This is a genomic window from Sphingobacterium bambusae (genome assembly GCF_033955345.1).
GTDB lineage: Bacteria > Bacteroidota > Bacteroidia > Sphingobacteriales > Sphingobacteriaceae > Sphingobacterium > Sphingobacterium bambusae.
The window spans coordinates 1,111,423-1,124,467 of record NZ_CP138332.1 but is presented as its reverse complement, the minus strand read 5'-3'; the positions used below and the strand labels follow the sequence as shown (position 1 = coordinate 1,124,467).

The following is a 13,045-nucleotide window of genomic DNA, read 5'->3' as shown; positions in this document are numbered from 1 at the left end:
TTTCCTTGATAATTGTTGAGCAAAAATAGGCTGTGAAAACAAAAAACAACTGAAGATGATGTTAAAGAATATTATTGCTTTTCTAAGAAGACGCATAGTAGAAATTTGTTTGCCAAAGGTAGTCAGTTTACCGGATTTTTTGTTTGAAAATTAGACCTTTCCCGATGAAATTTATGTTAACAATCTATTACGATCCAGCTTTTTGGTAAAAGAAAATTGACTTTTGTATATCGATCTAGTGGTATTAAAAAAGCTTACGTTTTTGGCGTAAGCTTTTTTAATATCAGCTTTTATGTTTTTCTCTAGATTGCCCAGCGCAATAGACTAGCTCCCCAAGAGAAGCCGGCACCGAAAGCGGTGAGCATTAGGAGGTCACCTTTTTGCAATTGTTTCAGGTTTTCCCAAATACAAAGTGGAATCGTTGCTGCGATAGTGTTTCCCAAGTACTCAATATTGGTCAGAGTGCGACCTGCAGCGATATTTATCTCTTTCCCTACAGCATCAATAATTCTTTTGTTTGCTTGATGAGGGATCAGCCAGTTGACTTGATCGATATGGAGATTATTCCGCTTCAGTACCTGATTGCATGCATCGCTCATGGATTGGATGGCCTGCTTGAACACCACTTTACCATCTTGGCGGATGTATTTCTTTTCGATGGCGATCGTTTCGTCGTTGATCGAGTGAAGCGAGCCACCGCCTTCAATATTGAGATATTCGCGTCCATCGCCATTGCTTTGCATGAAGGCATCGATAATACCATTTTCTGATGAAGGCTCCAGCCAGACAACGCCTGCGCCGTCGCCGAACAAGATGTTGGTAGATCGGTCTTGGATATCCACGAAAGCACTAATATTGTCTGCGCCAACGACCAACACGTTTTTATAACGTTGCGTTTCTATCAGGGAAGAACCCATATCCAAGGCATATAAAAATCCAGAACATGCAGCATTCATATCAAAGGCCCAAACATTGGTCAATCCCAACTTTTTGGCAATGATGTTTGCCGTGGCGGGCATCATCACATCCGGCGTAGAGGTGGCCACCAAGATCGCATCCACATCATTGATATCTTTGTTGAAACGGGTGCACAGGTCTTGGATCGCCATCACGGCCATATCCGAAGTTGCTAGATCGCCATCTAATATGCGGCGTTCTTTGATACCGGTACGTTTGATGATCCATTCATCCGACGTGTCGCATACCTGTTCCAAGTCAAAGTTCGTTCGGCGTTTCTGCGGCACATATCCACCAATACCAGTTATTGCTGCATATGGTCTAGAAAGGTAATTATCTTGCATGTGTATTTGGTTCTCCTCAATAAAACTGGGCAAATGTACGTTTTTTTTATGGGACTAACTCTGCTTCGAGCAAGCGATTAGCTTCCAAAGTTAAAATATCTGCCACAAATTCGTCAATTTTTTCTTTTGTCACGCCCGGCATGCAGATGATATGACTAATTCCTCCTCCTGTGGCAATTTGCCATTTTTCCAATAGCGCAGCATGCTGTAAGGCAGGAAACACAACGGTTATGGCGTCTGTGTTGCGCCAAGCGTCGATGCCAATCTCCTGTAGTCTTTGACAGGCGTACTGGGCGTTTTCAAGGCAGGCCAATGCGCGATCACGAAATCCTTCCTTCCCCATACACTTCATCGCGTACCATAGAAAGACCGGTGTATGACCATTTCGGCTGCCGGATATAGTGGTGTCGATGGTGCCGATATATGCCACTTGACGTCCAATACGGTCTTTGTGGTTTTTCTTGATGAGGACGAGCCCACAGGGCAGGGGCGATCCAATAAATTTGTGGCCGCTGATGGATATACTATCCGCGCCGTAAGTGAAATCAAAGCCCGGCCTAAGATCAAGCAGCATACTGTATACGCCGGCCAATGCCGCATCACAATGTATGTAGTAATTGTCTATACGTAGCTCCTGCATCAGCTGGCGAAATTGCGTAATGTCATCCTTAGCTTCAGTCATAGTCGTTCCAATATTGGCAACCATGATAACTGGCTTATGCCGATTGAAGTCAATCATTTTGCGCAGATCATCATAATCGATTTCTCCATGCTTTTGTGTACGGATCTGGATGCTTTCCATATTCAAAAGCTTGATGTTTTTCTGTACGCTGTAATGCGTTGCATCCGAATAATAAACAACGCCGTTGGCATAAAGCTCACGGGCTGCATATAAAGCATATAGATTGCCCTCTGAGCCCCCGTTGTTGATGTAGCCCCACCAATTTTCCTGTGGCGCCCGGAAGATATCCGCAAAAAATGTTAGCACTTCTTTTTCCATTTCCCTTGAACTGAGGTCGTAGGTGGATGGAAGGAGCGGGTCGCCGATATTGTTTAGCGGAAGTTTGAGCAGAGGATACAGCTGGGCATAATCAAAATCCTGTGCAATAGGATAACCGATAAAATTTTTTGCACGATCAAAGGCCTTGGTCATATATGTCGACAATCGATCTTGGTCAGCGGGATGAAGCATGTTCATATGGCAATATTATTTTATGCAAATCTCATTTTTAAAATTTCTGTTTTACATTTTTGTTTACTTTTGAAATATTGATTTATATTAATTTACTTATGTAGTTTTTTATGCTAAAATTAGTGTTGATACGACTGTTTGGAGATTTTTAATGCGAGCATGATGAATTTGGATGAAACCGATTTGCAGATTTTGCAGCTTCTACGGGCTAACGCGCGACTCACCAATAAGGAAATTGGTGAACGATTGAACAAGACCGCTACACCGATCTTCAAGCGCATCAAGCGTTTGGAAGAGCAGGGATATATTAAGGGCTATGTGGCTGTATTGGATTACGAGAAGTTGGATCGTGGTTTGGTGGCTTTTACCCATGTGCAAATCAAAGATCATTCGCGCGTCGGGCTACAGGCTTTTCTCGAGCAGGCGATTGCCTTCGATGAGGTTTTAGAATGTTACCAAACATCTGGCGAGTTCGACTTTATTTTGCGCATAGCCGCCAAGGATATTAAGAGTTATCAAGATTTTATGATCAATAAGCTGATCGACTTGGTGCCGCTTACTTCCGTTAAAAGTACGTTCGTTATGCGCGAAGCAAAAAAATAGCGAGACTTACCTATTGGGTGCTCCGATCATCAGTTTGTGGCTCGCTAGTTATTCGGTTTCTGCATTGATCTTCTCTTCGGCAATCTCTTTATCCTCTTCATCGGCCTCCAATACGGCATCTTCCTGTTCTGCTTCAGCCGCTTTTTCAAATTGCAAATGCGCAAATATCGGAAAGTGATCCGAATCAAAGTTGTCTTCCTTACGGATAGATTTTAGTTTGAAATGCGTCGAGATAAAGGCATGGTCTAACGGAAAGCGCATAAAGGGATAGTGCGCGTGAAAGGTATTGAAGAAACCGCGTCCACGGCGTGGATCCAACAAACCGCTAATTTTCAGAAAGAGTGTCGTGGTATAGCTCCAAGCGACATCATTGAGGTCGCCCATTACCAACGTAGGGAGTTTTGTTTTCTTCGCTTCTTCCGCAATCAACAACAGCTCTTTGTCCCGTTCCGTCGACCTTGGGTTTTCATTGGGCACGGGAGGCGTAGGGTGCACAGCATAGACTTGGACAGGCTGCCCACTGGGCAGTATTACTTCGCAGCGTATTGATGGAATATCGTCTTCTACTAAGTAGCGCACTTCTTCATTTTCTATTGGATATTTTGAAAACAAAAGCATACCGTAGGTATTGTCTATAGGTACTTTAACATGGTAAGCATAGTCGTCATCCAGCGGCGCTGTTCCTTCGGCCCATTTATGGTCTGTTTCTAATAAAAGTACCAAATCGGCGGCACAACGCTTAACGACAGCCAAACAGCCAGCTATGTTGTTGTTGTCTTCATATACATTGGATATTAATAGGGATATACTGTTCGCTTTATCGTCGTGTGTGGCTCTTTTGACCTGCTTTGAAGCCAAGATGGTAAACGGAAAAATGAGATAGAACAAATAGGCTACGTTCACGAGCATCAGTCCTGCTACAACCAGTACTGCAGTATGTGATGGCAATCCTACACCGAGATAAACGGCGATCCAAGTCAAGCTCAGAACCAATTTTTGCAAGCGAGGGTAATCGAATACGCGAAATGTCCAATAATCGTGACGAATAAGCGGCAAGAGTGTGAAGGTGATAATAACGACTCCCGCTATGATTAAAGCATCGTTCATATAAATTATATACGGTTTACAACAATAACCGTTCTTCGCGGTGAATGTTTGAATTTTATTGAAATTTAATATACGCCGCTCAAATCTTATTACAAGATTTCCCCTGTTTGTCGCATAATTTGTTAACTGCCATTATTTTATGGTTTTTATTGACGATATTGAGACTATCTTTACATGATCAGTTACGCGCGAAGCTGATTGCTATGGTTGAACGTTGCATGCATTCAGGCATGTGTAAAACAGAAATTCTTATGGAAAAGTTAATTTTTGAAACCGACGTACAGTGCTCATCGCTATTTGAAAAAATCCATGTCGCTGTAAAAAAAGTGAAGGGAATCTATACGTGGAGTCTCGATCTAGATTCTGCTTATCGTTTGCTTACTGTGGAGGGAAAAGCGTTAGATTTCCGAGAAATTATTAATCAGCTATCGATACAGGGCGTCGATGCAAATCGATTGTATGAAGAATAAGTTATTGGCCTTAGTGTTCAGGCAACTCCAAACTAGTTGATAAAACCAGTTTGGAGTTGTTGTTTGTAGATCGTTTTTTATAAGCATTCTATAGCTTAACGGTTCTATTTTTGCAAAACTTTCAATCCTATCACTAGTTGATCTCTTCCATTGTGAATTCGATCGCTTTCAGCGGGTAGTCTTCTTTGTTGGTCTTCACCCTACTGATTTCCATCAATACCGATAGGCCTTCATAAACCTCGCCAAAGACGGTGTAGTCATTGTCCAAACGCGGTTGTCCGCCTATTTTTAAATAGGTATTTCGCGCTTCGGAGCTGTATTTGATACCTTTCTTTTTCTCCAATGCATCGAGCTCCTCGTTGCTAACGGTTTTTCCAACGATGAAATACAGCTGGTTTAGGAACGAAGCCTTTTCTGGATTATCATCGCGCCCGGCACCAAAAGCACCTACTTTATGGTAGGCTCGAGGATCGAACTCTCCTGCGAGGCGTGGCTTCCCAAGTTCGGGATGTGCTGCTTCGCGCTTGGCAATATCCACATCGTGCTCGCCACCTTGCACCACAAAATTTTCAATAACGCGATTGAAAAGTGCATCCCGATAAACATCGGTTTTTATAGCATCCAAAAATAAATCGCGGTGTTTGGGCATGTAATCATACAGAACCACTTTGAAAGAACCATAATTAGTTTTAAATAGGATACGATGCGTTTGTGCTGATACACCCACATAGAGTATGAGCGCGAGGCAAAGCGATAATGTTTTTTTCATGTAGATCAGGCTTTTGTATGTCAAACTTATCGAAAAAAACTGATTTTACACGGCAACTGCACGAAGTATTGTCTGTTTTTCACAGGAATTTCTTTCCACATCGGGGATATGTTTATTCCGTATATCGCCCTGTTTTCCCAAAGTTGGTAATACGCTTAAATTTGATTAATTTGCCTATAAAATTTATGTTTTCATGAAGTATACCGCTAATCCAGATCGTTATAAACACATGCAGTACAACCGCTCAGGCAAAAGCGGTCTTTTATTGCCCGCAATTTCCTTAGGCCTATGGCATAATTTCGGCAACGACGTGCCTCACCAGACAAAGGTGGATATTTGCACCACGGCTTTTGACCTTGGCATAACCCACTTTGATTTGGCCAACAACTATGGTCCTCCTCCAGGGAGTGCCGAGAAAGCTTTCGGACGTATTTTAAGGGAAGAGTTTGCCGGGCTGCGCGATGAATTGATCATCTCCTCAAAGTCGGGCTACTTGATGTGGGATGGTCCTTATGGCGAATGGGGAAGTCGTAAGAATATGATTGCTAGCTGTGATCAAAGCTTGAAGCGCCTAGGGGTCGATTATGTAGATGTTTTTTATTCGCACCGATTCGATCCAGAGACTCCGTTGGAAGAAACGATGCTGGCTTTGGATCAGCTCGTTCGTGCTGGAAAAGCCCTTTACGTCGGGGTATCCTCTTACAATGCTGCTCGTACACGCGAAGCCCATCAACTCTTGAAAGCGCTGGGTACGCCTTTCGTCATCCATCAGCCCAGCTATTCGATGCTGAACCGTTGGGTAGAAACGGATGGCCTTTTGGATGCTTTAGAAGAAACTGGAATTGGATCCATCGTCTTTTCGCCTTTGGCGCAGGGCATGTTGACTAACAAATATTTACAGGAGATACCACAAGGCAGTCGCGCCAGTCAAGGGAAATCGTTATCGACTAGCTTCCTCTCCGAAGAAAATTTAAGCCGTGTGAAGGACTTAAACCAATTGGCCGAAGAGCGTGGACAAACCTTAGCACAAATGGCCATAGCTTGGGTGTTGCGTGATAAGCGGGTGACTTCTGCCTTGATAGGTGCCAGCAAGCCTCAGCAGGTGATAGACTGCGTTGGCGCTTTGGATCGTTTGGATTTTTCCGAACAGGAGCTTGCCGCCATTAACCGTTACGCCCTAGATAGCGATATCAATATATGGGCGAAATCGGCCGAGATTAAGCCCTAATTTTTACGCGTCTTTACCGCAGGATAGCTCCGGTAAAGACGCGTATATCTTGTCAAATTAGAAGATTTCCTTCAGGTGTTTGTAATTTGATTTAATCGTATCAAACACTTCATCCATTCTGCCACCCAAGATCATCTTTGCCATACTTTCCGTCATACCCAAAACCTGTTCCTTGGTAATATGGGCAGGCATAGCGAGTGCGTTTGGATTGGTAAACACGTTGAGCAGAAAAGGCCCGTCGAAGGAGAAGGCCTTACGTAGTCCATCTTCGACTTCTGATGGTTCATGGATGTTCATGCCGTGAATACCCATCGCTTCGGCTACTTTAGCGAAATCCGGATTTTCCATCGCTGTTTCATTATCGACCAAGCCTGCTACTTCCATCTCCAGTTTTACCATGCCTAATGCTCTGTTGTTGAAAACCACCAACTTTATGGGAAGGTTATACTGTTTGATGGTAGAAAGGTCGCCCAAAAGCATGGACAATCCGCCGTCACCACAAAATGCAATTACCTGTTTGTCGGGATGCGCGAGAGCTGCGCCGATCGCCATAGGCATGGCGTTGGCCATGCTTCCGTGATTGAACGAGCCCAATAGGGTTCTGCTACCAGTTTGCTGTATGTAGCGCGCGCCCCACACACAGGACATTCCTGTGTCCACCGTAAATATAGCATCATCTTTGGCAAGGGAATTAATTTTATCTGCCAGAAACTCGGGCTGAATTGCATCTTTCTCACCATTGCTTTCTACATACTGATGAAGTCGCTCCTGCACTTTTTCGTGAAAGGTGCCAAAGGAATCCAAGAAAGAGTGGTCATCTTTTTCTTCGAGGAAGGGGAGTAGCGATTTAATGGTTTCTTTAATATCGCCCACAGCACCAATAGTGAGATCGGCGCGTCGGCCTAGCCTGCTTTGCACGAGATCTATTTGGATAATCTTATTGTCTTTGGGCATAAAAGCGTCATAAGGCATGTCTGTTCCTAACAGTAAAAGCACATCAGCTTCTTTCATGGCTTGGTAGCAAGAGGGGATACCCAATAAGCCGGTCATGCCCACATCGTATGGAGCATCAAGCTGTACATGCATTTTTCCTCGAAAACTGTAGCCCACGGGAGCTTTTAGTTTTTTCGCCAATTCTGAAAGTTGCTCTTTCGCACCTGCGCAGCCTATTCCTCCATAGATGGTAACGGTCTTAGCTTCGTTGAGTAATTGTGCTATGCACTGTAGTTCGTAATCCGAAGGGCGGATGACGGGCTGGCAGGCGTACATTTTCTGTGCGCTGTGCGGTTCTATAGCTTTTAGCTCCGATACGTCGCCTGGCAGTCCAATTACACTGACTCCTTTTTGGGATATGGCATGCTGTATAGCTGATTGGAAAATACGTGGCGCTTGCTCGGCGGTCGTTACCAATTGATTATAGCCGCTACAATCATCAAATAGCTTGTACGTATTGGTCTCTTGGAAATAATCCGTTCCCATTTGATTAGTGGGGATAGTGGATGCTATAACCAGCAGTGGCACGTGGGAGCGATGCGCTTCGTACACCCCATTGATTAAATGGATATGTCCGGGGCCGCAGCTTCCTGCACAACAAGCAATACCATCCAGTTCGGCTTCTGCAGCAGCGGCGTAAGCGCCAACCTCTTCGTGCCTTACATGTATCCATTTGATGCGGCCATCTTTGCGGATAGCTTCATTGAAAAAATTTAAACTATCTCCTGTGACCGCATATACGCGCTTTATGCCAGCTTCCACCAACATCTCCACCAGTTGCTCTGCGACTATCTTTGCCATATTGTTTGTGTGTTTACCATGAAATTCCTTACTACATGAAATTCCTTACTAAAGGGAAACGGTCGGATAAGGATTTTTGTTTGTTTAAAGTTCAAGCTATTCGTCAGCATTAAGAGATTTGTCAAAACAATATTTTAGGTCATCAACATCAGGAACAATGAAAAAAGATGTATTTTTCGCCATAAACTACGTAGTAAATGAAAGAAGCCTTAGAAAAAAGCCGTTATCCTATTGGAAAGTTTGTCTGTCCGGATGAAATTAGCGATGCCCTATTTCAAGAGTGGTTGCAGAAAATCGCAGATTTTCCAGATTTACTGAAAGAAGAAGTACAAAACCTGTCAGAAGAAGCATTGCGCAATACCTATCGCGAAGAAGGTTGGACCATCGCACAGCTGGTGCATCATTGTGCGGATAGCCATATGAACAGTTTTATACGCTTTAAGCTAGCACTCACGGAAAATGAACCCACTATCAAACCCTATTTGGAAGATCAATGGGCGTTGCTTCCGGATGCTTCCATCGTCGGCATTGGATATTCCTTGCTGATTTTGGAGGGGCTTCATGCGCGTTGGGCTGCCCTCTTGGCTAATCTTACGGACGAAATGAGAAATCGGACCTTCGTGCATCCAGAAACGAATCAGCGAATTTCGCTGCGAATCAATACAGGGATTTATGCTTGGCATGGCGAACATCATCTTGCACACATTAGGCTTGCAAAAAAGAATGCCGAAAGGCGTGACACTTAACTAATCGTTCTACTACTTTTTTGGACTTGCTGTTTTTTTTAATAAAGCAAGGAGCTGAAATGAGAAATAAAACAAAAAGGGTAAGCCTCTTGGAAACAGAACTTACCCTTCTTTATGAACTACGGTTTTGCTTACCAGCCTTTAACAGCGCCTCCTTTAAAAACTTCTTCTGCTTTAGCTTCTACCTCGTCGGATTGATAGGCTTTTGCAAAATTCTTTACTTTCTCGTCTTCTTTATTGTCCTCACGGCTAACGATGATATTTACATAGGGCGATTTTTCGTTTTCCACGAAGATACCGTCGCGCTTTGCCGTCAGGTTGTTGCTGGCTGCGAAGTTATTGTTGATGATAGCTACCGTAACCTTTGCGTCGTCTAAGGTGCGGGGCAGTTGTGGTGCCTCCAGTTCCAAGATTTCCAGGTTCAAGCGGTTCTCGGTGATATCCTGTAGCTTCGGCAATATGCCAACATCAGCCTTCAGCTTGATCAGGCCTACTTCCTGAAGGAGTAATAGCGCCCGACCAAGGTTCGTCGGATCGTTGGGGATCACGACGGTATCACCGTTTTTCAGCTCGCTAATGCTCTTTATTTTTTTTGAGTAACCTGCCATAGGATAAACGAAGGTGTTGCCTACGATGGCGAAGGTATAGCCACGGCTCTCTGTCTGTACATCGAGGTAAGGCTTTGTTTGAAATACGTTGACATCGATATCTTTTTGTTGTAACGCTTCGTTGGGCATTACATAATCGTTGAACGATACCAATTCGACATCCAAATTGTATTTTTCTTTGGCTACCTTTTGTGCAGCCTCGGCCAAACTAAATTCAGGGCCTGCCTGCACGCCTACTTTGAGGACATTGGAAGAGTTTTGGGATCCACCACAAGACCATAATATCGCTGCGAGCATAATGGATGCTGCAGCTTGTGTAAGGTTGAATTTCATGCGTATACTGTTATTGCGTTTATACTGTGTTTGCGATTTACTTCCGATGGTCTACCTTTTTCGATAGCCTATCGCCCAAAAATTGGATACCAAATACAATGCCTATTAAAAGTAGGAGCACCATGTTCATGATAAATGCATCATAGCCCACATAGCCATATTGATATCCGATATGCCCCAGTCCGCCAGCTCCCACGGCACCGCCCATTGCGGAATAGCCTACCAAAGTGATCAGTGTAAGCGAGCTGCTATTGATCAATGCGGGCAACGCTTCTGGAATAAGCACGCGACGAACAATCTGCAAAGTGGATGCGCCCATCGAGCGCGCTGCTTCGATAATTCCATAGGGAATCTCCAGCAAACAGTTTTCCACCAGTCGGGCAACAAACGGGGCAGCGCCGATGCTGAGGGGAACGATAGCCGCTTTCATACCGATCGATGTGCCAACCAATGCTCTGGTAAACGGAATCATCCATACAATAAGAATGATGAAAGGAATAGAGCGGAAGATGTTGACGAAAAATGCAATCGTGCGGTTGACCGATTTATTGGCCAACAGTTGCCGTTCTCTAGTTAGAAAAAGTAGAATACCTAAAGGAAGACCCAGCAGGAAGCTAAAAAAACCGGAGGAAAAGGTCATGACTAGGGTTTCCCAAGTTCCTTTTGCCAATAAAGAAAGTGTTGCTTCAGACATGATGTTCGAGGGATTAATCAATAACTAATGTGGGGTTTAATAATTCCTTTGTAATGGGTGATTGGGCATTGTTGAAAATATTTTCAACGGTATTTTCCTCCACTATTTCGCCCTGTGAGATCACGGCCACGCGGTTACATATTGCGCGCACGACCTCCATTTGATGGGTAATAAGCACAATGGTGATTCCCAGTTCTCTATTTATGCGTTTTAACAATGATAAGATAGATCGCGTCGTTTGCGGATCCAAGGCGCTTGTTGCCTCATCGCAGAGCAGGATCTCCGGTTGGGATGCCAACGCTCGTGCGATGGCCACACGTTGCTTTTGTCCTCCAGATAGTGCTGCAGGATAGTCGTCACTCTTTTCGTCGAGGTCTATCAAGGTCAATAGTTCTTTCACGCGTGCTTCAATCTGCCCTTTGGGCGTGCCTGCAAGCGTTAGAGGAAAAGCAATGTTGTCAAATACCGTTTGGGATGAAAGCAGATTAAAGTGTTGAAAGATCATGCCTATTTTCCGACGATAGGGAATCAACTGTGTTTCGGATAAGGTGCTGATTGCTTGACCGGAGAGGTATACCTCTCCAGTGCTGGGACGCTCTAATAGATTGATGGTTCGAACGAGGGTACTCTTGCCCGAGCCTGAATAGCCAATGATACCAAAAATATCCTCTTTAGCTATTTCTAGCGACACATTCTTTAGGGCTTGTACCGTTTTGTTTTTCTTATAAAATATTTTATTGATCTCTTCTAATCTGATCATGGATTACCTAATGCTACAATATGTTGGTATTCAGCAAGCTGGAAAAGCGAATGATGAATCGAAGCAAAGATAAGGTTTTTAGCGTTAAAGTTAGTCTATTTAATAAGTCGTGTTTGTTAGTTCCCGAAATTCCAGTCATAAGCTGTTAAGTTCGAGGGAACGCCGGAAAATAGGGCCTAAATTGATCTCATGTTTGCGTTTTTTCAAAGATTTGAATATCTTGAGGCTTGATTTAGATGGTATGGGCATATTAGATTTTTTTAAGAAACGCAAACAAGAAGAGTTTGCGGAACCGAAAAGTGAGCATGTAGAAAAAGTGGAGGACACATTGGCCTCGCCAAATGCTGACGACAACGAGAGACCGACGGCGGGAAATACGTTTAAAGTGCCTGTGGACGCAGTGCCAGCCGAGCACATCGACTTGGATACTGTTGAAACTATCCGGGAAGAACATAAACAGCAAGCAGATTCAACTGAAGAGACGCTAGATGGTCTTGATAAAGAGGTTATTATGCCGTATGCCGAAAAAGCGGATCAAGCTGTTGAAGAAGCAGCAGCGGCAGCCGAGGAATCAACGAATGTTCCTGAGGCTCCTGTGGAAGAATTAGAGAAGATTGATGAAGCTGAAACGGATGATAGGAACCCGAATGATGTGGCCTATTTAGGCAATCTTGCCCATACGGCTGTTATCGATCAGCTGTTGCGTGTACCGCGGGAGGAGAGAAATGACGAGTGGGTGGGTAATTTCTTGACGCATGTGGGTACTGCGAGTTTTGTCTGCGGCGACCCGCAGGTTATTCAGGGACCAGACAACTTTCCGTATTTTCAGCTATTTATTCCTGAAGCGAATAAGCCATTCCAATGTTATGTTCTCGATCACATGCTTGATGATTTTCTGCTCGACAATGGCCTTGGCGTTGCTTTGGAGCCAAAAGCAGGCGAAGTAGAATGGGTGTTGTCCTATGGCGATCTATTGCATTATTCGGTGCATCGTACCTTTGCTATACCGAGTGATCATCTTTTTGGACGAGGAGGTGAAGGTGACGAGACCATTACCGCGGACGAGCAGGTATTGGTGGGTGCTCCCTCAGAACTTATCCTACCGCTTAAAGCGCGCGGCGTGATTCGTGAATTTTTAAAAGCACAAGGTATTCAAGAACCGAAGGTATGCCTCATGGATCGCTCCACTTATGGAAAGGGGCAAGATCTGGTGTTTAATCTTACGCCGTGGCAATTTGAAACAGAAGCCCATTACCGTGCGGTGATGCAAGCCTTAGGTTGGTTTTTGCCGCGTTATTATTCGTATACGGGCGCTGAAGAGCGTACTTTTCAATCGCATTTTTTACCCTTATAGGTAAATATGTATTTCTTCTTGGCCAAGGCGTATCTACACTTGGCCAATATTTTCTTTCTTCCCTGCTGACAGCCTACGGCCTAATT

Annotated in this window: 13 protein-coding genes; 5 read left to right on the top strand and 8 right to left on the bottom strand. The window is 44.2% G+C overall.

Features of this window, described 5'->3' with window-relative positions:
* Positions 1-302: 302 nt before the first annotated feature.
* Positions 303-1,301, bottom strand: a complete 999-nt coding sequence (locus SCB77_RS04740; RefSeq protein WP_320185283.1) for a beta-ketoacyl-ACP synthase III — start codon at positions 1,299-1,301, stop codon at positions 303-305.
* 46 nt (positions 1,302-1,347) lie between these two features.
* On the bottom strand, positions 1,348-2,499 hold the full coding sequence (locus tag SCB77_RS04735; RefSeq protein WP_320185282.1) for a histidine decarboxylase: 1,152 nt from the start codon (positions 2,497-2,499) through the stop codon (positions 1,348-1,350).
* A gap of 153 nt (positions 2,500-2,652) precedes the next feature.
* On the opposite strand from SCB77_RS04735, the gene SCB77_RS04730 reads away from it, so the two are divergent.
* Positions 2,653-3,096 (top strand): Lrp/AsnC family transcriptional regulator, encoded by a 444-nt coding sequence (locus tag SCB77_RS04730; protein ID WP_320185281.1) that lies wholly within the window; start codon positions 2,653-2,655, stop codon positions 3,094-3,096.
* A 48-nt stretch (positions 3,097-3,144) separates the two neighbouring features.
* Here the strand turns inward: SCB77_RS04730 and SCB77_RS04725 are convergent, their stop codons facing one another.
* Positions 3,145-4,203, bottom strand: coding sequence for an endonuclease/exonuclease/phosphatase family protein (locus SCB77_RS04725; protein WP_320185280.1), 1,059 nt, complete (start codon positions 4,201-4,203; stop codon positions 3,145-3,147).
* Positions 4,204-4,454: 251 nt separating this feature from the next.
* On the opposite strand from SCB77_RS04725, the gene SCB77_RS04720 reads away from it, so the two are divergent.
* Entirely contained in the window at positions 4,455-4,673 is a 219-nt protein-coding gene (locus SCB77_RS04720; protein WP_320185279.1) for a hypothetical protein, read from the top strand.
* Positions 4,674-4,806: 133 nt separating this feature from the next.
* Here the strand turns inward: SCB77_RS04720 and SCB77_RS04715 are convergent, their stop codons facing one another.
* Positions 4,807-5,442 (bottom strand): peptidylprolyl isomerase, encoded by a 636-nt coding sequence (locus SCB77_RS04715; protein ID WP_320185278.1) that lies wholly within the window; start codon positions 5,440-5,442, stop codon positions 4,807-4,809.
* Between the two features lie 193 nt (positions 5,443-5,635).
* Here SCB77_RS04715 and mgrA point away from each other — a divergent pair, with 193 nt between their 5' ends.
* A complete protein-coding gene (gene mgrA / locus SCB77_RS04710; protein WP_320185277.1) occupies positions 5,636-6,670 on the top strand; it encodes an L-glyceraldehyde 3-phosphate reductase in 1,035 nt (344 codons plus the stop codon).
* Positions 6,671-6,727: 57 nt separating this feature from the next.
* Here mgrA and SCB77_RS04705 read toward each other — a convergent pair whose 3' ends face one another.
* Positions 6,728-8,464 carry a thiamine pyrophosphate-dependent enzyme gene (locus SCB77_RS04705; RefSeq protein ID WP_320185276.1) on the bottom strand — a complete coding sequence of 579 codons (1,737 nt, stop codon included), beginning with the start codon at positions 8,462-8,464 and terminating at the stop codon, positions 6,728-6,730.
* 197 nt (positions 8,465-8,661) lie between these two features.
* On the opposite strand from SCB77_RS04705, the gene SCB77_RS04700 reads away from it, so the two are divergent.
* On the top strand, positions 8,662-9,210 hold the full coding sequence (locus SCB77_RS04700) for a YfiT family bacillithiol transferase (RefSeq protein WP_320185275.1): 549 nt from the start codon (positions 8,662-8,664) through the stop codon (positions 9,208-9,210).
* 131 nt (positions 9,211-9,341) lie between these two features.
* Here the strand turns inward: SCB77_RS04700 and metQ are convergent, their stop codons facing one another.
* From metQ to SCB77_RS04685, 3 genes are read right to left on the bottom strand one after another with little or no spacing between them, the layout of a single operon-like run.
* On the bottom strand, positions 9,342-10,151 hold the full coding sequence (gene metQ / locus SCB77_RS04695) for a methionine ABC transporter substrate-binding lipoprotein MetQ (protein WP_320185274.1): 810 nt from the start codon (positions 10,149-10,151) through the stop codon (positions 9,342-9,344).
* 37 nt (positions 10,152-10,188) lie between these two features.
* Entirely contained in the window at positions 10,189-10,845 is a 657-nt protein-coding gene (gene metI / locus SCB77_RS04690; RefSeq protein WP_320185273.1) for a methionine ABC transporter permease MetI, read from the bottom strand.
* Positions 10,846-10,858: 13 nt separating this feature from the next.
* Positions 10,859-11,605 carry a methionine ABC transporter ATP-binding protein gene (locus SCB77_RS04685; RefSeq protein ID WP_320185272.1) on the bottom strand — a complete coding sequence of 249 codons (747 nt, stop codon included), beginning with the start codon at positions 11,603-11,605 and terminating at the stop codon, positions 10,859-10,861.
* Positions 11,606-11,846: 241 nt separating this feature from the next.
* On the opposite strand from SCB77_RS04685, the gene SCB77_RS04680 reads away from it, so the two are divergent.
* Positions 11,847-12,959, top strand: a complete 1,113-nt coding sequence (locus SCB77_RS04680) for a hypothetical protein (RefSeq protein ID WP_320185271.1) — start codon at positions 11,847-11,849, stop codon at positions 12,957-12,959.
* Positions 12,960-13,045: the final 86 nt, after the last annotated feature.